General features: G+C 72.5%; 18 protein-coding genes. 5 read left to right on the top strand and 13 right to left on the bottom strand.

Features of this window, described 5'->3' with window-relative positions:
• Positions 1-2 precede the first annotated feature (2 nt).
• The 5 genes from OEIGOIKO_RS17495 to OEIGOIKO_RS17475 all read right to left on the bottom strand — a co-directional run bounded on the left by OEIGOIKO_RS17495 (position 3) and on the right by OEIGOIKO_RS17475 (position 5,160).
• Positions 3-797, bottom strand: a complete 795-nt coding sequence (locus OEIGOIKO_RS17495; RefSeq protein WP_125054851.1) for an ABC transporter ATP-binding protein — start codon at positions 795-797, stop codon at positions 3-5.
• Between the two features lie 61 nt (positions 798-858).
• Positions 859-1,890, bottom strand: coding sequence for a FecCD family ABC transporter permease (locus OEIGOIKO_RS17490; RefSeq protein WP_246178043.1), 1,032 nt, complete (start codon positions 1,888-1,890; stop codon positions 859-861).
• 326 nt (positions 1,891-2,216) lie between these two features.
• Positions 2,217-2,780, bottom strand: coding sequence for a heme-binding beta-barrel domain-containing protein (locus OEIGOIKO_RS17485; RefSeq protein WP_031004957.1), 564 nt, complete (start codon positions 2,778-2,780; stop codon positions 2,217-2,219).
• 290 nt (positions 2,781-3,070) lie between these two features.
• Positions 3,071-3,955 (bottom strand): hypothetical protein, encoded by an 885-nt coding sequence (locus OEIGOIKO_RS17480; RefSeq protein WP_125054849.1) that lies wholly within the window; start codon positions 3,953-3,955, stop codon positions 3,071-3,073.
• A complete protein-coding gene (locus OEIGOIKO_RS17475; RefSeq protein WP_125054848.1) occupies positions 3,952-5,160 on the bottom strand; it encodes a hypothetical protein in 1,209 nt (402 codons plus the stop codon). The genes OEIGOIKO_RS17480 and OEIGOIKO_RS17475 overlap by 4 nt, the downstream gene beginning before the upstream one ends.
• 213 nt (positions 5,161-5,373) lie before the next feature.
• Between OEIGOIKO_RS17475 and OEIGOIKO_RS17470 the strand changes: the two genes are divergently transcribed.
• Positions 5,374-5,739 carry a DsrE family protein gene (locus OEIGOIKO_RS17470; RefSeq protein ID WP_030021046.1) on the top strand — a complete coding sequence of 122 codons (366 nt, stop codon included), beginning with the start codon at positions 5,374-5,376 and terminating at the stop codon, positions 5,737-5,739.
• A gap of 70 nt (positions 5,740-5,809) precedes the next feature.
• Here the strand turns inward: OEIGOIKO_RS17470 and OEIGOIKO_RS17465 are convergent, their stop codons facing one another.
• From OEIGOIKO_RS17465 to OEIGOIKO_RS17450, 5 genes are all read right to left on the bottom strand, one after another.
• Positions 5,810-6,121 (bottom strand): DUF3099 domain-containing protein, encoded by a 312-nt coding sequence (locus OEIGOIKO_RS17465; protein WP_125054847.1) that lies wholly within the window; start codon positions 6,119-6,121, stop codon positions 5,810-5,812.
• Positions 6,122-6,242: 121 nt separating this feature from the next.
• Complete coding sequence (locus tag OEIGOIKO_RS17460; RefSeq protein WP_125054846.1) at positions 6,243-6,530, bottom strand: DUF1416 domain-containing protein; 288 nt, start codon at positions 6,528-6,530, stop codon at positions 6,243-6,245.
• 78 nt (positions 6,531-6,608) lie between these two features.
• Positions 6,609-7,454: a sulfurtransferase gene (locus OEIGOIKO_RS17455; RefSeq protein ID WP_125054845.1), complete on the bottom strand. Its 846-nt coding sequence runs from the start codon at positions 7,452-7,454 to the stop codon at positions 6,609-6,611.
• 131 nt (positions 7,455-7,585) lie between these two features.
• The gene (locus tag OEIGOIKO_RS43945) at positions 7,586-7,693 is read right to left on the bottom strand and encodes an Ms5788A family Cys-rich leader peptide (protein WP_358974834.1); all 108 of its coding nucleotides are present in this window, start codon (positions 7,691-7,693) and stop codon (positions 7,586-7,588) included.
• A 279-nt stretch (positions 7,694-7,972) separates the two neighbouring features.
• Complete coding sequence (locus tag OEIGOIKO_RS17450) at positions 7,973-8,683, bottom strand: LmeA family phospholipid-binding protein (RefSeq protein ID WP_125054844.1); 711 nt, start codon at positions 8,681-8,683, stop codon at positions 7,973-7,975.
• Between the two features lie 929 nt (positions 8,684-9,612).
• Between OEIGOIKO_RS17450 and OEIGOIKO_RS17440 the strand changes: the two genes are divergently transcribed.
• Positions 9,613-10,338 carry a dienelactone hydrolase family protein gene (locus OEIGOIKO_RS17440; protein WP_125054843.1) on the top strand — a complete coding sequence of 242 codons (726 nt, stop codon included), beginning with the start codon at positions 9,613-9,615 and terminating at the stop codon, positions 10,336-10,338.
• 59 nt (positions 10,339-10,397) lie between these two features.
• On the opposite strand, the gene OEIGOIKO_RS17435 is transcribed toward OEIGOIKO_RS17440, so the two are convergent.
• Together OEIGOIKO_RS17435 and OEIGOIKO_RS17430 are read right to left on the bottom strand one after the other, a co-directional pair.
• Positions 10,398-11,999 (bottom strand): hypothetical protein, encoded by a 1,602-nt coding sequence (locus OEIGOIKO_RS17435; RefSeq protein WP_125054842.1) that lies wholly within the window; start codon positions 11,997-11,999, stop codon positions 10,398-10,400.
• A gap of 8 nt (positions 12,000-12,007) precedes the next feature.
• Positions 12,008-12,253: a MoaD/ThiS family protein gene (locus tag OEIGOIKO_RS17430; RefSeq protein ID WP_030021040.1), complete on the bottom strand. Its 246-nt coding sequence runs from the start codon at positions 12,251-12,253 to the stop codon at positions 12,008-12,010.
• A gap of 210 nt (positions 12,254-12,463) precedes the next feature.
• On the opposite strand from OEIGOIKO_RS17430, the gene OEIGOIKO_RS17425 reads away from it, so the two are divergent.
• Entirely contained in the window at positions 12,464-14,197 is a 1,734-nt protein-coding gene (locus tag OEIGOIKO_RS17425) for an ABC transporter ATP-binding protein (RefSeq protein WP_125054841.1), read from the top strand.
• A gap of 59 nt (positions 14,198-14,256) precedes the next feature.
• Entirely contained in the window at positions 14,257-16,158 is a 1,902-nt protein-coding gene (locus OEIGOIKO_RS17420; protein WP_246178040.1) for an ABC transporter ATP-binding protein, read from the top strand.
• A gap of 106 nt (positions 16,159-16,264) precedes the next feature.
• On the opposite strand, the gene OEIGOIKO_RS17415 is transcribed toward OEIGOIKO_RS17420, so the two are convergent.
• Positions 16,265-17,122, bottom strand: coding sequence for an alpha/beta hydrolase family protein (locus OEIGOIKO_RS17415; protein ID WP_125054839.1), 858 nt, complete (start codon positions 17,120-17,122; stop codon positions 16,265-16,267).
• Between the two features lie 292 nt (positions 17,123-17,414).
• Here OEIGOIKO_RS17415 and OEIGOIKO_RS17410 point away from each other — a divergent pair, with 292 nt between their 5' ends.
• Entirely contained in the window at positions 17,415-18,254 is an 840-nt protein-coding gene (locus OEIGOIKO_RS17410; protein WP_125054838.1) for a response regulator transcription factor, read from the top strand.
• Positions 18,255-18,257 lie beyond the last annotated feature (3 nt).

The raw sequence follows: 18,257 nt of genomic DNA, 5'->3' as shown, positions 1-18,257 counted from the left end.
CCTCACGGAGTGGTCGGTGCGTCGGTACGGGCGGGCAGGCGGTCGAACAGCAGCTGTACGGCGCCGGTCTCCGGGTGCGGTACGCGGTGTGCGCGCACCCCGAACACCTCGGCCAGCAGCTCCGGCCCCAGCACGTCGTGCGGCGCGCCGGAGGCGACGATGCGCCCACCGGAGATGACGTACAGCTCGTCGCAGTGCACGGCCGCCAGGTTCAGGTCGTGCAGCGCGGTCAGCACCGTCAGCCCGCTGTCCCTGACCAGTGCCAGCAGCTCCAGTTGCTGCGCGATGTCGAGGTGGTTCGTCGGCTCGTCCAGCACCAGCACCCGCGGCTCCTGGGCCAGCGCGCGGGCGATCAGCACCCGCTGCTTCTCGCCGCCGGACAGGCTCAGGAAGGCCCGGCCGGCGAGGTGGGCGGCACCGGTACGGTCCAGCGCGTCCTCGCACACCCGAAGGTCGGCGGCGCTCGGCCGCCCCGAACCGCGCTGGTGCGGCAGCCGCCCCATCGCGACGACCTCGGCGGCCGTGAACCCGAACTCGGTCGCCGACTCCTGGGGGAGCGCGGCCAGGTGCCGGGCCCCTTCGCGTACGCCCATGGCGTGCAGGTCGGCGCCGTCCAGCCGTACCGTCCCGGCGGCCGGACGCAGCGCGCGGTAGGCGCAGCGCAGCAGGGTGGACTTGCCGCTGCCGTTGGGCCCGACCAGCCCGACGACCCGGCCGCTGTCCGCGCGCAGGGTGATGTCGTGCACGAGCCGCGCGCCGGCCACGTCCACGGACACCGCGTCGATGTCGATCCGCATCAGGCCCCGCCTCCGTACGTACTGCCGTGTCCCGGTGTCAGGCACCGCATCAGGCACCCCATCAGGCCCCGCCTCCGAACGTGTAGCCGCGCCGCCGCATCAGCAGCACGAAGGCCGGCACGCCGAGCACTGCGGTGATCACTCCGACCGGCAGCTCGACGGGCGCCAGCAGCACCCGGGACAGGATGTCCACCCACACCATCAGCACCGCGCCCAGCAGCGGCGCCACCGCCAGCACCCGCCGGTGCCCGGCGCCCACCAGCATCCGCGTCACGTGCGGCACCATCAGCCCGACGAAGCCGATCGCCCCGCTGACCGCGACCACCGCGCCGGTGACGGCCGCGGTGACCGCGAACAGCTCCCGGCGCAGCCGCCCGGGGTCCACACCGAGCGCGGCGGCCGACTCGTCGCCCATGGCCAGCGCGTTCAGGCGGCCCGCGGAGAGCATCAGGTACAGCAGCGCCCCGGCCACCGCCACCGCGGCGACCGGCAGCGAGCCCCAGCCCGCCCCGCTGAGGCTGCCGAGCAGCCACATCATGGCGGACCGCGCCGCCTCGCCCCGGTCGGCGGCGAAGACCATCAGGGTGGAGAGGGCGGAGAAGCCGTAGTACATGGCGGAGCCGGTCAGGACCAGGCGCAGCGGGGTCAGGCCGTGCGCGCTGCGGGCCGCCGCGTAGACCAGCACCATGGCCAGCAGCGCCGAGCCGAAGGCGGCGGTGGACAGGGCCCAGACGCCGAGTGCGGCCAGCGAGCCGAAGAGCAGGACGGCGTTGGCGCCGACCGCGGCGCCGGAGGAGATGCCGAGCACGAAGGGGTCGGCGAGGGCGTTGCGCACCAGGGCCTGGACGGCCACGCCGATGGCGGACAGCCCGGCGCCGACGACGGCGGCCAGGAGCGTACGCGGGAAGCGCAGCTCCCACACGATGGTGTAGGCGGAGACCTCGTCGGAGGTGATGGTGCCGCCGCTCAGCCCGGCGCCCAGGTGGCGCAGCATCTCGCCCCATCCGACACCGGAGGCGCCGAGGCCGACGCCGCACACCAGGGAGGCGAGCAGGACGAGGGCGAGCCCGGCGGCCAGCGGCACGGTGGGCAGCGGCGAGCGGGTACGGGGCCGGTCGCCGTCGGGCCCGACGGCTGCGGAGGCGGGGGCGGCGGTACGGGCTGGGGCGGCCAAGGAACGTACGCCTTCGGCTCGGGCCGCGTCCGTACGGTCCGGGGTGACGGCGCGTGGCGCGGGGCCCGCGGCGGTGTCCCCTCGCAGTCCACGGCGAGTTGATCAGGAACCGGCGCCCCACGGGTGATCGGGCTGGCGGAACACGTGGTTCCGCACACCGTTGCGGGTCAGCGCCGGACTCTCACCGGACTTCCCCCGCGGGGCGCTCTGCGACGGTCCGTGCTGGCGCGCGGACCGGTCGGGGTCTACTTGAAGAACGCGATGCCGTCGTCCGGCAGGTCCTTGATGTCCTTGGCCCACTCGCGCGGGTCGACGACCTTCTTCAGGTGCGCCGACATGTACGGGCGCAGCGGCACCTCGGGGGTGGCCTTCTCGCCGACCCACATCAGGTCGCTGTTCACGTACCCGTACAGGCGCTTGCCGCCGCTGTACGGGCCGGAGGCCGCGGTCCGCGCCACGGCGTCGGTGGCCAGGTCGATCTGCGGCTTCTGGTCGGCCAGCTCGCCGTACCAGACCTCCGCGACGCCGCCGTCGCGGATCATCACGATCTCGACCTTGCGGTCCTGGTCGATGCGCCAGTAGCCGGACTCGGTCTCCAGCGGAGCGACCTTCTTGCCCTCGCCGTCGAGCACCCAGCTGTGCGAGGTGTATTCGAGGAAGTCACGGCCGTCGTGCGTGAAGGTGACCTCCTGGCCGAAGTTGCACTTCTCGGAACCGGGGAAGTCGGCGACGCCGGCGCCCTCCCAGTTGCCGAGCAGGAAGGCGAGGGGCACGAGGGCCGGGTTCAGGTCGGACGGGATCTCGATCATCAGCTCAGGCGATCTGTGTCGGGGAAAGGATCTGGGGTTCTAGCGCTGGCCCTGGTACAGCTTCTTCCAGGTCAGCCCGGCGAAGGCGACGACGCCGACGGCGACCAGGACGAGCAGGGTGGTGAAGACTGCCTCAAGCACGAGCGCGCTCCTCGGACGGAGTGAGGTGTTACGGACCGGGAGCGAGTCTAGTCGGCGTGCTCGGTGGCGGCGCTGTGAGGTCGGTCCCGCCGGGCGCCTGACGGGTGTCCCGGGCGCCTGACGCCCCCGGGACCCCCGGCGCCGCCGGTTCAGCTCAGGAGCTGCTGTTGGAGGGCGACGGACTGGTAGAAGGCCGTCGGTACGGTGCTGCCGGGGCGGGAGTGGATGAGGAGGGCGAGGGTGTCGCCGGTGAAGAGGTAGGCGTAGCGCACGGAGCGGCCGCCTTCGGAACCGGTCTGCCGGTACACCTCCGCCCCGCCGTCGGGGTTGGCGGAGTCGCCCGGCCGCTCCGGCACGGCTTTGCCGTAATCCTCGTCCCGTACGACGGTCCGCGCGTCCCGCACGTTGACGACCGTGCCCTTCCAGTCGTTCAGCGCCGTCAGCCGGAAGTACTGGACCACCGCCGCGCTCTCGAACTGGATCATGTGCACCCGGGCCCGGGTGCCGTCCGGCATGGTCCAGCCACGGGAGGCGGTGCGGCGCGGAGCGTATTCGGCCAGGTGCCGTCGCAGCAGGTCGCCGTCCGGAGCCTCATATTCCGCGGTGAAGGCGACGGTGTCCGGCGCGTCCTGCCCGCCGGTCTCGTCGAGGTCCACCGTGGCGCCCTCGGGGGCGGTCAGGCGCAACCCGCCGAGGTCGGCGTGGTGGACGCCGGGGGGACCGCCGATGGCGTCGGGCGTCTTCGCGAAGGGGGCGGGCGCTCCCGGGGGGAGCGGCGGCCGGTGCTGTTCGGGGTACGGCCAGCGGCCGTCGCCCGGCGTGCCCAGACCGGGCAGGCCGGTACGGTCGGCCGAGGTGATCCCGTAGGCGATGCCGGTGCCGAGGAGGCCGCAGACCACGACGGCCGCCGCGACGCGGGGCAGCACCCGGCGGAGGCGGCGCGGGCGGCCGGCGAGAGGCGGGGTGCCGGAGTCCGCCGGGCCGGGGGCCGCCGGGCCGGCGCCGTCCACGGTCAGGGAGCTGGCGTCGGTCATGCGGTGCCTCCGTGCGTGCCGGCCCGTCGGAGCTGCCGGGACAGGTGCCGGACCCCGTGCGAGGTGTCCAGCCCTTCGGGCCCGTAAGCGGTCAGGACGACCAGGCGGTCCCGCACTTCACCGGCGCACAGCATCGATGCCATGCCTCTCGCGCCGGACTCCTCGGGCAGGACGCAGTGTGCTCCGGGGTGGCCCGGCACGCTCGGCCCGGTACGTACTCCGTCGCCCGCGACGGCGGCAGGGAGGCCGTCCGCGCCGCCCGGCTTCAGGCGCAACAGCTGCACCTCCAGGATCTGGCCGGGCACCCGGTACGTCCGTACGGCCGACTCGACGACGCCCCGGCGCCGCAGCGCGGAGAAGAACGCGTCCCGCCGCCCGGCAGGCAGCCATCCGGACAACTGACGCGCCAGCAGTTCGGACTGCTCGGCGCCGACCGCGCTGTCGTTGCGGAAGGAGCCCGGATCGGGCCCGTACGCGGGCCCTCCCGGGGCGGGCAGCAGCTCGGTGCGGAGCGCGGCGGCTCCCGCGCCGGTGACCGGCGGATCGCCGATGGCGCGGGGCGGGGCTTGGGCCGGAGCCTTCATGAGCTGGTCGAGCTGTCGCTGGGCCAGGCGGCGCAGGGCGGCCTCGTCGAGGGGCTTGGTGTCCTGGAAGGCCATGTCCATGACGACCGTGCCGCGCCGGGCCAGCGCGCGGGCGGTGTACAGGGGCACGCTGTCCGGGAACTCCCGCGCCTCCGCCTCCACGAACAGCGCACCGGTGGGGGTCCCGGCCAGTTTCACCTTGTGCGCGCGCTGGGTCACGTCGAATCCCTGCCCGTCCTCCACGTACCGCGCGGCGCCCGCGTCCCACATGTCGCGGAACTGGACGAGATCGGTCCGGACCGTGAGGCTGCCGAGGCACCAGATGTCGTGCACGGCCCGCTGGAAGCCGCCTTTGGCCAGCCCTTTGAACACTTCGGCGGGCTCGGTGTAGCCCGCGGCGAACCTGTCCAGCCGCAGCCGCGGATTGCCGGACATCTGCGGCCGCGCGTCTTCCGGGCGTGGCGCGAGGAGCAGGTCCAGGTCACCGTCGGACCACGGCGCGGCCACGCGGCGCGGCGCCGCGTCCCCGGTCGCCTGCGCCGGCTGCGCCGAGACGCCCGCGGCCAACGGCGGCAGCGGCGTCGGCGGCCGCCCGTACTGGACGGCGTAGCCCGTGGCCACGCCGCCGACGACGCCGAGTGCGGCGCCCAGGGCGATCAGCGGACGGGTACGGCCCGCACGGCGCGCTAATCGGCGCCATGACCCCGGGCGGGATGGTGGCTGGTCAGGACGGTCCGGCTGCACGCGGCCCCCAGTAAAGATCGTGTGTTGGTCGGACAGCTGACCAACTACGGGGCCGAATGGTTGCGTTGGCAAGGGCTCTAAAGTGGCCGTATGGCGAAGAAGCTGGTGATCAAGGTGACGGCGGGGGCGGACGCCCCCGAGCGGTGCTCGCAGGCGTTCACGGTGGCGGCGGTGGCCGTGGCCAGCGGGGTGCACGTCTCGCTGTGGCTGACCGGGGAGTCGGCGTGGTTCGCGCTGCCGGGGCGCGCGGCGGAGTTCGAGCTGCCGCACGCGGCGCCGCTGCCGGACCTGATCGACTCGATCGTGGCGGGCGGCGGCACGATCACCGTGTGCACGCAGTGCGCGGCCCGCCGGGACATCGAGGAGAAGGACCTCATCGAGGGGGCCCGGATCGCCGGGGCGCAGGTCTTCGTGAGCGAGGTCATGCCGGACGGGGTGCAGGCGCTCGTCTACTGAGGGCGCGGCGGGCCGGGGCGTGGCTCAGCTACGGCCCAGGGTGCGGCTCAGCGACGGCCCAGGGCGCGGCTCAGCGACGGCCGGAGTCCGACCCGGACCCGGAGCCCGGCCCCGGACCGTGATCGTCGATCTCCCGCCACCACCGGTCCGACTCCGGGTCGCCCGACTCGTCCCACCAGCGCTCACCCGGCTCCCGCCGGTTGCCGATGATCGCCGCGAACGGCGGGATGACCATGGCGACCACACACATCGCCACCGCCGCCGGCACGGACCACAGCCGTACCACGCCCCACGCCAGGACGAAGAGGGCAAGACACACGCCCATCAGGGCGAAGTACCGGCGGTGCCGGCGCTGCGCGGGCGGACGCTGGTGCGCGGACATGCTTCCACCGTAGATCCGGCCGGGGTGGCTGGGAAGCGCGGCGGGCCGCACCCCGGCCAAGGCGTCCAACCCCCTGGGGTGCGGCCCGTCGGCCGTACGCGCGTACGTACTCGTACCGCCGTCAGACGGCGATGGCGACCTCCGCGAGACCGCCGTGCTGCGCGACGACGGTACGGTCCGCGGTCGCGCCCGGGACCAGGGCGCGCAGCGTCCAGGTGCCCTCGGCCGCGTAGAAGCGGAACTGTCCGGTCGCCGAGGTGGGGACCTCGGCGGTGAACTCGCCGGTGCTGTCCAGCAGGCGCACGTAACCGGAGACGGGCTGGCCGTCGCGGGTCACGCTGCCCTGGATCGTGGTCTCGCCCGGCTTGATGGTCGAAGCGTCCGGGCCGCCGGCCTTTGCTCCACACATATGAGTCGTCCTTGGTGAGTTGAGGGGTGATACGGGGAGGTGCTGCGGCGGTGCTGCGGCGGAACTGCGCCGGTGCGCCTACTTGGCGGCGCCGAGCTCGATCGGCACGCCGACCAGCGAGCCGTACTCGGTCCAGGAACCGTCGTAGTTCTTGACGTTGGACTGGCCGAGCAGCTCGTGCAGCACGAACCAGGTGAGCGCCGAGCGCTCACCGATGCGGCAGTAGGCGATGGTGTCCTTCGCCAGGTCCACGTTCTCGGTCTCGTAGAGCGCCTTGAGCTCGTCGTCCGACTTGAAGGTGCCGTCGTCGTTGGCGTTCTTCGACCACGGGATGTTGCGGGCGCTCGGCACGTGGCCGGGGCGCTGCGACTGCTCCTGCGGCAGGTGCGCCGGGGCGAGCAGCTTGCCGCTGAACTCGTCGGGGGAGCGCACGTCGACCAGGTTCAGGTTGTCGATCGCGGCGACGACGTCGTCCCGGAAGGCGCGGATGGAGGTGTCCTGGGCCTTCGCCTTGTAGTCGGTCTGCGGACGGTTCGGCACCTGCGAGCCGTCGACCAGATCGCGGGAGTCCAGCTCCCACTTCTTGCGGCCGCCGTCGAGCAGCTTGATGCTGTCGTGGCCGTAGAGCTTGAAGTACCAGTACGCGTACGAGGCGAACCAGTTGTTGTTGCCGCCGTAGAGGACGACGGTGTCGTCGTTGGCGATGCCCTTCCCGGAGAGCAGCTTCTCGAAGCCCGCCTGGTCGACGAAGTCGCGGCGTACCGGGTCCTGGAGGTCCTTCTGCCAGTCGATGCGGACGGCGTTCTTGATGTGGTTCTTGTCGTAGGCCGAGGTGTCCTCGTCGACCTCGACGATGACCACCTTCGGGTCGTCGATGTGGGCCTCGACCCAGTCGGCGTCCACCAGGACGTCGCTACGGCTCATGTTGTTCTCCTCCGGGGCAGTTACGGGGCACGCGTACGCCGGCGCGCGCTGCGGCACGGGACGCGGCGCTGCGTGGGGAAGTGGCAGGTGGCCTCAGCGGGCCGGGCGGAGACGGGGGAAGAGGCCGCCCGTCAGGCAGGGCGACAGAGCATGGCGGCGACGCGGCACAGGTCGACTGCCCGCCGCTTCGTGAGGTTCGCCTGTCCCCGCGAACGGGAACCGCTCAGAGAGCTCTGCATGCGACCGATCGTAGGGAGGCGCGGCGGGACGTGTCACCGGCGTGTCGGATGCTGAGACGTGTCGGTCCGTATGGCGGTACGGACGGGTGGTGCGAGGGGCGTGCGGGCCGGACCGGCGGGGCCCGCACGCCGGTCGGAGTCTGGCGTGCGGGACGGGATGTCTCAGTGTGCGGACGCCCGGGTGGTTCGTGGCGGTTCGCCCCGTTCCGGGGCCGGGGGTGGGACAGCCCCGGCCGGCCGGTGCCCCGGACGGATCAACCGGGCGGTGTCCCGGACGGATCAACCGGGCAGCTTGACGTCCTTGCCGCTGGCCGAGATCGAGATGCCCTCCGGCGTGGAGACCACCTTGTCCAGCTTCAGGCCGCCGGGCAGCCGGTTCAGCTTCCACTCGTGGTCGGTCTGCGCGCGGACCTGGTTGCGGCAGGCGGACAGCTGGGAGCACAGGGCCGGGAGGGTGTCGGCGCGCAGCCGGACGGTGTCGCCGTTCACTATGCTCACCGAGCCGGTGACCTCCAGCGAGTTCAGCATCGGCAGGTTCGGCAGGTTCGGGGAGATCTTCACCTGGCTCTTGCCGTTCTTCTCGCCGCCGTAGCTCACCTTGACGTTCTTGCCCGAGGCGGTGGTCAGGTCCGCGTACGAGATCCGGGCCTCGCCGGTGGCGCTCGCGGCGCTCTCGATCGAGGTGTAGTCGCTGGTCAGCTTGACGTCGTGGAACTGCGCCGACAGTTCCTGGATACGCAGCGTGTGGCCCTCGGCGGTGGCGTTCAGCCCGTCGATCTTGGCGTCCACCTGGTCCAGGCTGCGGCCCGCGACCTGGGTCAGGAACGGGAAGCCGGTGATGGACACCTCCGGCGTACGGTCCAGGCCCTGGCTGCTGCGGATCTTGTCAGCGGCCTTGTCCTCGGCGAAGTTCACCGCGATCCGGTCGGCGGCCACGAACAGGCCGCCGAGTATCACGACGATCACCAACAGCACTCGCAGTGCGCGCATCGAACCACTACCCCCAGGCGTGGGGCCGAAATCGGCCCGGTTTTTCCGGGTCAGGCCCCCGGTCGGATGCGTGCGAGCCTAACCGGACCACCGGGGAAGGTGTCTTTTCCGGCCCGTGGCCGGGGTGTCCGGAGGCTCGTGGCGGGGGCGTTCCGAGGCTCGTGGCCGGGGTGTCCGGAGGCTCGTGGCCGGGGTGTCCCGCTGTGTCTCGCCGCATGAGCTTCGGTGCGGCTACGCCTGGGTAAGCCCCCGGTGGGGGAATGTGTGGGCGCGCCCCGTATGGCGCGCAGCCGACGCCGGCCTCGGGGATGTCGGCCTCGGGGGACATCGGCTGCGGGGGACTTCGGCTGCGGGGGACGTCGGCCTCGGGAGACGTCGGTACAGCGGTCGGCGCTGAGAATGATCGTGGTCAGGGCGTGCGGCGGCTGACTGGGCTCTCGTACTCGCGGCGGGCCTCACGGCGCGCCTCGTGCTGGGCTGGAGCCGCCGGGGCGCCCTGGCCGCCGTCGAGCGGCCGACGGTGGGCGAGGAACCGGCGGTGCACGGCGGGGGCGGCGCTGACGCGCAGGGGGCAGCCTTGCTCGCGCCGTACGGCCGCCCCCCTGGTCGCGGTGCAGGACTCCGAGTACGTCGAGGATGTGCCGCTTGCCGCGCACGAGGCGGTACGTCGCGGAGATGTGCATGGTGTCGCCCTCGTCGACCCGAGTCGCCGTCAGGCCCGGGAATCACCGGGTGCATTGAACGCCGGTCGAAACCGTCGTCATGTCTGTCGTCATGTCTGTCGCCACGACTGTCGTCAGCACTGTCGTCATTCGAGCGTCTGCCGACCGGAGGGTGCCGCGTCCGGGTGCTGTGGTCGGGACAGACCGCTGTCTGCCATCGGTGAACGCCGCCCCGAGCGGGCGAGACGGCCATTACCGTCCAGTCGCATGACGACGATCACCACCCGTACGGTCGAATATCCGGCCGACAGCCTGACGATGATCGGACACCTCGCGCTCCCGGCCGGTGCCGAGCGCCGGCCCGCGGTCCTGATCGGGCCCGAGGGGACGGGGCTCAGCGATGTCGAGCGCCGCCGGGCCGAGGCGCTGGCCGAGCTGGGGTACGTGGCGCTGGCCTTCGACCTCCACGGCGGACGCTATGTGGAGGACCCGGAGGAAATGCTGGCCCGTTGCATGCCGCTGCTCGCCGACCCCGGCCGGATGCGGGGAATCGGTCATGCCGCGCTCGACGTGTTGCGTGCCGAACCACGGGCCGACCCCGACCGGATCGCCGCCGTCGGCTACGGCACCGGGGGCGCGATCGCACTGGAACTCGGTCGCGATGGTGTCGACCTGCGCGCGATCGGGACCGTCAACGCACTGACCACGGGCCGACCGGGCGAGGCGGCTCGCATTCGCTGCCCGGTATGGGCCGGGGTCGGGTCGGAAGACCCGGTCATGCCGCCCGCCCAACGGGACGCGTTCACCGCGGAGATGCAGGCCGCGGGCGTCGACTGGCGCCTCGTGGTGTACGGGGGAGCCCTGCACGCCTTTCACCATCCATCGGTCGACCACACCGTGCGTCCCGGCGTCGGCCACCACCCACGGCACGCAGAGCGAGCCTGGCGTGACGTCGTCGCCCTGCTCGCCGAGTGTCTGCCCGTCACGGATTGATCCGGTCGGCCGAGGGCGGGCCCGTGATCGCCACCGGGCCCGCCCACGACAGCCGCCTCTTAGGCCAGCGCCCGTCCCAGCACGTAGATGGCCGGGGCCGCCAGCGTCAGCGGCAGGGCGACGCCCGCCGTCATGTGCACGAAGCGGGACGGGTAGTCGTAGCTGGCCACCCGGAGGCCGACCAGGGCACAGCCGCCGGCGACCAGGCCCAGCAGGGCGCCGGACGCGCCCAGGCCGGTGAGCTGGCCGGCCGCGATGCCCGCGCCGGCGCCGCCGAGCAGGGCGACGACCAGGGAGGCGGCCGACGGCAGCGGCAGCGCGCGGGCGAGGGCGGTCACCGCGACCGCGGCGCAGCCCACCGTCACGGCGTGCGACGTGGCGGCCAGCTGCCCGGCGGCCAGGACCACCAGGGCGGTGGAGGTGAGGCCGGCGGTCAGCGCGTACATCCGCTCGTCCGCGCTGCTGCGGTTGCGCAGCTGGAGGATCAGGATGAACAGGCACCAGACGCCGAGGGTGCCGATGGCGACCACGGGCGCCTGGTCGCGATCGGTGGCCAGCAGCGCGATGTCGGTGGTCACGCCCGCCAGGAAGGCGAGGGCGATGCCCTGCCGGGCGGGCCACATGCCGTTGAGGCGGAACCAGCCGGCGGCGGTGACGGCCTGGAGGATCACCACCGGCACCGCCAGGGCCGCCCGGGGCAGTGGCGCGGCGAGGGCGAGGAGCAGGGCCAGGACGGCGGTGAGGGCGGCGGGCTGCAGGCCGGGCGGAATGATCGGCGAGCGGCCCTCGGCGCGGGCGCGCTGGTTGGGCGCGAGCCGCGACAGGTCGGGCGCGGGCCCGTCCGCGGACCGCTCGGGCTCCGGCGCGGCCCGGTGCCGGTGCTGCGTCCGGGGCTGCGGCTGCGGGGCGCGGGCGGCTGCGGCCGGTTCTGGGGTCTGCTTCGGCAGGTACGCGGTCTCCTCGGCGGACCGGTCCGGTGCGGACGGGCCGGGGCCCGCCGGGTCCGGGCCGCCCACGACGGGCAGCTGGACGCTGGTGTCCCAGGTCGGCGCCGTCCAGGTCTGGGTCTGCGGGCCGTCCCGGTCGTCGCCCGTGGCGTAGGCGTCGGAACCGTACGAGGCCGCTCCGGCCGAGGGCTGCCCGTAGGCGGGACGGCCGTCCGGCCCAGTGGCGTACTGGCCGGACCGGCCGGCCTGGCCCTGCTGCCCGTACTGGCCGGCCGGCCCCTGCTGCCCGTACTGGCCGGACTGACCGGTTTGGCCCTGCTGCCCGTACTGGCCCGTCTGCTGCTGCTGTCCGGCCGCTGCGGGCCAGGCGCTCTGCTGCGGCCGCCCGTACGCGTCGTAGGTCTGCTGGGGGTGTTGCTGCGGGGGCTGCTGCTGGCCGTACGGCGGGGTTCCGTATGCCTGGTGCTCGTACGGCTGCTGCTGCGGCTGCTGCCCGTAGCCCTGCTGCGGCGCCTGCGCCTGGCCGTACGTGCCGCCGTGACCGCCGTACGGCTGCGGGGCCGGCGTCCCGTACGCGTCGCCGGACCCGTAGGAAGCCTGCGCGTCGTACGGCGCCTGCGGATCGCCCGCGGGCTGCTGCGGCTGCTGCCGCTGGTCCTGGGGCTGGTACGGGTCGTAGGACCCGTACGGATGCTGCGGCTGGTTCTCGCTCATGGTCTCGCTCATCCTCCCGCGAACGGCGGCAGGACCTCGACGGTGCCGCCCTCGGCCAGCCGGACGGCCGCGTGGTCGCGGCCGCCGACCGGGTCGCCGTCCACCAGGAACGAGCAGCGCAGCAGGACGCGGGCGAACTCGGGGTTCGCGGCGTGCCGCTCGCGTGCCGCGGCCAGTGCCTCGGCGAGTGTCGCCGCCGCGTACGGCTCCTCAGCGGTGCCGGCGGCGGCCTTCGCCGCGGCCCAGTAGCGCACGGTGCCAGTTGTTGTCACGGCGGCCTCTTCATCTTCATCGTCGTTCGTCGTGCGTCGTCAGAGGCCTCCATGATGGCGTACGCCGCGGCGGGTGCCGTTCCGGGCAACTTCGGCGGCTGTCCGGACAAGTTCTGGCAAAACCTCCTGCTCCGTTCAAGTGGTACAGGGAAATTCGATTGCCGCGGGCAAGGGCTCGCATAGGCTCGAACAGTGTTGGTCCGATTGGCGCGGGCGCATCTGCGGCCCCACATGCGCCCCATATCCCTGATCGTGCTGCTCCAGCTCGTCCAGACGCTGGCCACCCTCTACCTGCCCACCCTGAACGCCGACATCATCGACAACGGTGTCGTCAAGGGGGACATGGGCTACATCCTGAGCCTCGGCGGCGTCATGATCGCCGTGACCCTGCTGCAGATCGCCTGCTCGGTCTGCGCCGTCTACTTCGGCGCCCGCACGGCCATGGCACTGGGCCGTGACATCCGGGCCGCGGTCTTCGACCGGGTGCAGTCCTTCTCCTCCCGCGAGGTGGGCCGGTTCGGCGCGCCGTCCCTGATCACCCGGACCACCAACGACGTGCAGCAGGTCCAGATGCTGGTCCTGATGACGTTCACGATGATGGTGGCGGCGCCCATCATGTGCGTCGGCGGTGTGGTGATGGCGCTCAACCAGGACGTGCCGCTGTCCGGCCTGATCCTGGTCATCGTCCCGGTCCTGGCGATCCTGGTGTCGCTGGTCACCCGGCGGCTGCGGCCGGTGTTCCGCGGGGTGCAGGATCGTATCGACACCGTCAACCGGGTGCTGCGCGAGCAGATCACCGGCATCCGGGTCATCCGGGCCTTCGTCCGGGACGGGTACGAGCGGGAGCGTTTCGCCGGCGCCAACCACGACCTGTACGACGTGTCGCTGCGCGCCGGCCGGCTGATGTCGCTGATGTTCCCGCTGGTCATGCTGGTGGTGAATGTGTCGAGCGTGGCCGTCGTGTGGTTCGGCGGGCACCGTATCGACAGCGGCGGGATGCAGATCGGCGCGCTGACCGCCTTCCTCAGCTATCTGATGTACATCCTCATGTCGATCATGATGGCGACGTTCATGGTGATGATGCTGCCGCGCGCCGAGGTCTGCGCCGAGCGCATCCAGGAGGTGCTGGCCACCGACACCAGCGTCACCCCGCCGGAGCAGCCGGTCACCGAGCTGCGCCGGCACGGCGAACTGGAACTGCGGAACGTCGAGTTCCGCTTCCCGGGCGCCGAGGAGCCGGTCCTCAAGGACGTCTCGCTGGTCGCCCGCCCCGGCGAGACCACCGCCGTCATCGGCTCGACCGGCAGCGGCAAGTCCACCCTCCTCGGGCTGGTGCCGCGGCTGTTCGACGCGACGGGCGGCACGGTCCTGGTGGACGGCGTGGACGTGCGCACCCTTGCCCCCGAGACGCTGGCCACCGCCATCGGCCTCGTACCCCAGAAGCCGTACCTCTTCTCCGGGACCGTCGCCACGAACCTGCGCTACGGCAACCCGGACGCCACCGACGAGGAACTGTGGCACGCGCTGGAGACCGCGCAGGCCCGGGACTTCGTCGAACGCATGGAGGACGGCCTGGACGCGCCGATCGCCCAGGGCGGCGGCAACGTCTCCGGCGGGCAGCGGCAGCGCCTGGCCATCGCGCGGGCGCTGGTCCGCAAGCCGGAGATCTACCTCTTCGACGACTCCTTCTCGGCCCTGGACTACGCCACGGACGCCGCGCTGCGGGCCGCGCTGGCCCGGGAGACCGGCCGGGCCACCGTCGTCATCGTCGCCCAGCGCGTGTCCACGATCCGCGGCGCCGACCGCATCGTCGTCCTGGACGAGGGCCGGGTGGTCGGCACCGGCACGCACACCGAGCTGATGGCGGACAACGAGACCTACCGGGAGATCGTCCTGTCCCAGCTCACCGAGCAGGAGGCGGCGTGAGCAGCCAGAAGGCGCCGCAGCAGCGCGGCCCCGCGCCGGCCGCCGGGCCCGCGCGCATGATGGGCGGCCAGCCCACCGAAAAGGTCATGGACTTCAAGGGCTCCAGCCTGCGGCTGCTGCGGCAGATGAAGCCCGAGCGGGCGGTCATCTGGGTGGCGCTGGCGCTGGGCCTGCTCAGCGTCGCGCTGAACGTGGTCGCCCCCAAGGTCCTCGGCCACGCCACCGACCTGATCATGGCGGGCGTCGTCGGGCGGCAGCTGCCCGGCGGCATCAGCAAGGGCGAGGCCGTCGCCCACCTGCGAGCGCAGGGCGAGAACGGGCTGGCCGACATGCTCGGCACGATGCCGGTCGTGCCCGGCCTGGGCATCGACTTCGGGGCCGTCGGCGTGGTCCTGCTGTGGGTCTTCCTGATCTACCTCGGCGCCGCGTTCTTCGGCTTCGTACAGGCCCGGATCGCCACCCGCGTCGTGCAGCGGACCGTCTTCCGGATGCGCGAGGAGGTGGAGGAGAAGCTGGCGCGGCTGCCGCTGCGCTACTTCGACAAGCAGCCGCGCGGCGAGGTCCTCTCCCGCGCCACCAACGACATCGACAACATCGCGCAGACGCTCCAGCAGACCCTGAGCCAGATCGTCGCCTCGCTGCTGACCATCGTCGGCGTGCTGGCGATGATGTTCTGGATCTCGCCGCTGCTGGCCCTGGTCGCGCTGGTCACGGTGCCGGTCTCGGTCCTCGTCGCCACCAAGGTCGGCAAGCGGGCGCAGCCCCAGTTCGTGCAGCAGTGGAAGACCACCGGCAAGCTCAACGCGCACATCGAGGAGATGTACACCGGCCACTCCCTGGTGAAGGTCTTCGGCCGCCAGAAGGAGTCCGCCGAGCTGTTCGGCAAGCAGAACGAGGCGCTGTACGAGGCGGGCTTCAAGGCCCAGTTCATCTCCGGGATCATCCAGCCCGCGATGATGTTCATCGGCAACCTGAACTACGTCCTGGTGGCGGTCGTCGGCGGTCTGCGCGTCGCCTCCGGCGCGCTGTCCATCGGCGACGTGCAGGCGTTCATCCAGTACTCCCGGCAGTTCAGCCAGCCGCTCACCCAGGTCGCCTCGATGGCCAACATGGTGCAGTCCGGCGTCGCCTCGGCGGAGCGGGTCTTCGAGCTGCTGGACGCCGAGGAGCAGGAGCCGGACGCCGCCCGGCCGCAGCGCCCGGAGCACGTCAGCGGCCATGTCGTCTTCGAGGACGTCTCGTTCCGCTACGAGGACGACAAGCCGCTCATCGAGGACCTGTCGCTGGCCGTCCACCCGGGCCAGACGGTGGCGATCGTCGGTCCGACCGGCGCCGGCAAGACCACGCTGGTCAACCTGCTGATGCGGTTCTACGAGGTGCGCGGCGGCCGGATCACCCTGGACGGCGTGGACATCCAGTCGATGACCCGGGAGGAGCTGCGCTCCCACATCGGCATGGTCCTCCAGGACACCTGGCTCTTCGGCGGGTCGATAGCGGAGAACATCGCGTACGGCGCTCCCGAGGGCACCTCGATGGACAAGATCGTCGAGGCGGCGAAGGCCACCCACGTGGACCGCTTCGTGCGGACCCTGCCCGACGGGTACGACACCGTCATCGACGACGAGGGCGCCAACGTCTCGGTGGGCGAGAAGCAGCTGATCACCATCGCCCGGGCGTTCCTCGCCGAGCCGGCGATCCTGGTCCTGGACGAGGCCACCAGCTCGGTCGACACCCGTACCGAGGTGCTGATCCAGCACGCCATGGCGCAGCTGCGCACCGGCCGCACCAGCTTCGTGATCGCGCACCGGCTGTCCACCATTCGTGACGCGGACTTGATCCTGGTCATGGAGTCCGGCGCGATCGTGGAGCAGGGCACGCACGACGCGCTGCTGGCGGCGGACGGCGCCTACGCGAAGCTGTACGCGGCGCAGTTCGCGGAGCCGCTGGCGGAGGCGGAGTGAGCGCCCGCGTCTGAAGCCCGGCCGGCGGTGCGTACGTACCTGCCGGCGGCCCGTACGTACACCTGACGGCGGCCCGTACCTCTCCCGGTACGGGCCGCCGCCGTGCTCACGCCGCCTGTTCCGCCACCCGTTCGGCCGTCCAGGCCGAGATCCGTTCGAGGAGCTCCCGGGGCGCCGCGTTCTCCGCGTGGCCGAAGCCGGGCTCCAGCCACAGCGCGCTGGTCGCCGGGTCGGCGGCCGCGGCGAGCATCCGGGGGTGATCCAGCGGGAAGTACGGGTCCCGGTCGCCGTGCACGACGAGCAGCGGGGTGGGTGCGATGCGGGGGACGGCCGCCACGGGGGAGAGCGGTACGGGGTCCCAGTCCTCCGGGTGGATACGGGTGCGCAGCCCCAGGCGGGACACCAGGCGCCCCGTGGGCCGCGTCACCACCCAGTGCAGCCTGCGCATCGAGGCCGTACCGCGGTAGAACCACCGCGCGGGAGCACTCACCGACACCACCGTGTCGGTATGCGCATCCGTGCGCCCCTCGCGCGCCCCTCCGTACAGCGCGGCGTGCCGCAGCACGACCGAGCCGCCCATGGAGAAGCCCACGGTCGCGACCCGGCGGTAGCCCAGGGCGCGCGCCCAGCCCACCGCCGCGGCCAGGTCCAGCACCTCGCGGTCACCGACCGTGGAGCGCCCGCCGGACCGCCCGTGGCCGCGGAAGGAGAACGTGATCACGCCCGCACGCTGGGCGAAGACCGCGGCCGCCCGGCGCAGCGCGGGCCGCTCCAGTGCCCCGGTGAAGCCGTGCGCGAGGACGACGGCCAGGCCGTCCGCAGGGGTGCCCGAGGGGGCGCGCGAAGGCGTGTGGACGGCGTCGATCCGGACCCCGTCCGCCGTCAACAACGTCGTGCGCCGGCCACTCGAAGTGATCGACGGAACACAAGATCGCGCAAAATCCGCCTCGGGTCCGGAAGTCATGTGGGCTATTCTGCTGGGCAAGAAGGATCCGGGCAGCGTTGCCCCCGGGTCCTTTTGTGCTTTCACCCGCGTTCACGCGCGGATGAGCACACCGGCGCTCCACGGGGCCCTGAACGGGACCCGGGAGCCACCCGTACGAAGCAGTGCCGCATACGCCCCCATGGCCAGGAGCGGGCATGGGAGGGGCCCCGTTCGCAGGGACCGAGGAGGAACCAGACGTAATGGGCGAGCGAAGCGTGCAGGACACGAAGGGCAGTAAACGGCCGGCCGGGACCCGGGCGGGTGATCGGCGATGAGCTCGCTGCTGCTCCTGACCAACGCCCTCCAGCCCTCCACGGAGGTGCTCCCCGCGCTCGGCCTGCTGCTGCACAGCGTGCGGGTCGCCCCCGCCGAGGGCCCGGCCCTGGTGGACACCCCCGGGGCCGACGTCATACTGATCGACGGGCGGCGCGACCTGCCGCACGTACGGTCGCTGTGCCAGCTGCTGCGGTCCACCGGACCCGGCTGTCCCCTCGTGCTGGTGGTGACCGAGGGCGGCCTGGCCGCCGTCACCGCGGACTGGGGCATCGACGACGTACTGCTCGACACCGCGGGCCCGGCTGAGGTCGAGGCCCGGCTGCGGCTGGCCATGGGGCGCCAGCAGATCACCGTCGACGACAGCCCGATGGAGATCCGCAACGGTGATCTGTCGGTGGACGAGGCGACCTACAGCGCCAAGCTCAAGGGCCGGGTCCTGGACCTGACCTTCAAGGAGTTCGAGCTGCTCAAGTACCTGGCGCAGCACCCGGGCCGGGTCTTCACCCGCGCCCAGCTGCTCCAAGAGGTCTGGGGCTACGACTACTTCGGCGGCACCCGCACCGTGGACGTGCACGTCCGGCGGCTGCGGGCGAAGCTGGGCCCCGAGCACGAGTCGCTGATCGGCACCGTACGCAACGTCGGCTACCGCTTCGTCACGCCGGAGAAGCCCGAGCGCGCGGCGGAGGACAAGGAGCCGCAGGGCAAGCGCGGCGGCCGGGCGGCGGCGAACGGCGACGGCCCGGAGGACGGCGCGGGCGCGGGCGTGCGCCGTTCCGCGCCCTCGCACGCCGGTGCCGGGAGGGAAGCCGCCGTGGCTCGGCCTGCCAAGGGCTGAGGC

The organism is Streptomyces paromomycinus, assembly GCF_003865155.1.
Taxonomy (GTDB): Bacteria; Actinomycetota; Actinomycetes; order Streptomycetales; family Streptomycetaceae; genus Streptomyces; species Streptomyces chrestomyceticus.
The sequence above is the reverse complement of the archived record's forward strand: the minus strand, read 5'-3'. Positions and strand labels throughout refer to the sequence as shown.

Bases quoted from the DNA above. Each gene is read 5' to 3' on its own strand.
- OEIGOIKO_RS17495 (WP_125054851.1), bottom strand. From the start codon at position 797: ATGCGGATCGACATCGACGCGGTGTCCGTGGACGTGGCCGGCGCGCGG.
- OEIGOIKO_RS17485 (WP_031004957.1), bottom strand. From the start codon at position 2,780: ATGATCGAGATCCCGTCCGACCTGAACCCGGCCCTCGTGCCCCTCGCC.
- OEIGOIKO_RS17480 (WP_125054849.1), bottom strand. From the start codon at position 3,955: ATGACCGACGCCAGCTCCCTGACCGTGGACGGCGCCGGCCCGGCGGCC.
- OEIGOIKO_RS17470 (WP_030021046.1), top strand. From the start codon at position 5,374: ATGGCGAAGAAGCTGGTGATCAAGGTGACGGCGGGGGCGGACGCCCCC.
- OEIGOIKO_RS17465 (WP_125054847.1), bottom strand. From the start codon at position 6,121: ATGTCCGCGCACCAGCGTCCGCCCGCGCAGCGCCGGCACCGCCGGTAC.
- OEIGOIKO_RS17460 (WP_125054846.1), bottom strand. From the start codon at position 6,530: ATGTGTGGAGCAAAGGCCGGCGGCCCGGACGCTTCGACCATCAAGCCG.
- OEIGOIKO_RS17455 (WP_125054845.1), bottom strand. From the start codon at position 7,454: ATGAGCCGTAGCGACGTCCTGGTGGACGCCGACTGGGTCGAGGCCCAC.
- OEIGOIKO_RS43945 (WP_358974834.1), bottom strand. From the start codon at position 7,693: ATGCAGAGCTCTCTGAGCGGTTCCCGTTCGCGGGGACAGGCGAACCTC.
- OEIGOIKO_RS17450 (WP_125054844.1), bottom strand. From the start codon at position 8,683: ATGCGCGCACTGCGAGTGCTGTTGGTGATCGTCGTGATACTCGGCGGC.
- OEIGOIKO_RS17440 (WP_125054843.1), top strand. From the start codon at position 9,613: ATGACGACGATCACCACCCGTACGGTCGAATATCCGGCCGACAGCCTG.
- OEIGOIKO_RS17435 (WP_125054842.1), bottom strand. From the start codon at position 11,999: ATGAGCGAGAACCAGCCGCAGCATCCGTACGGGTCCTACGACCCGTAC.
- OEIGOIKO_RS17420 (WP_246178040.1), top strand. From the start codon at position 14,257: ATGGGCGGCCAGCCCACCGAAAAGGTCATGGACTTCAAGGGCTCCAGC.
- OEIGOIKO_RS17415 (WP_125054839.1), bottom strand. From the start codon at position 17,122: ATGACTTCCGGACCCGAGGCGGATTTTGCGCGATCTTGTGTTCCGTCG.
- OEIGOIKO_RS17410 (WP_125054838.1), top strand. From the start codon at position 17,415: ATGAGCTCGCTGCTGCTCCTGACCAACGCCCTCCAGCCCTCCACGGAG.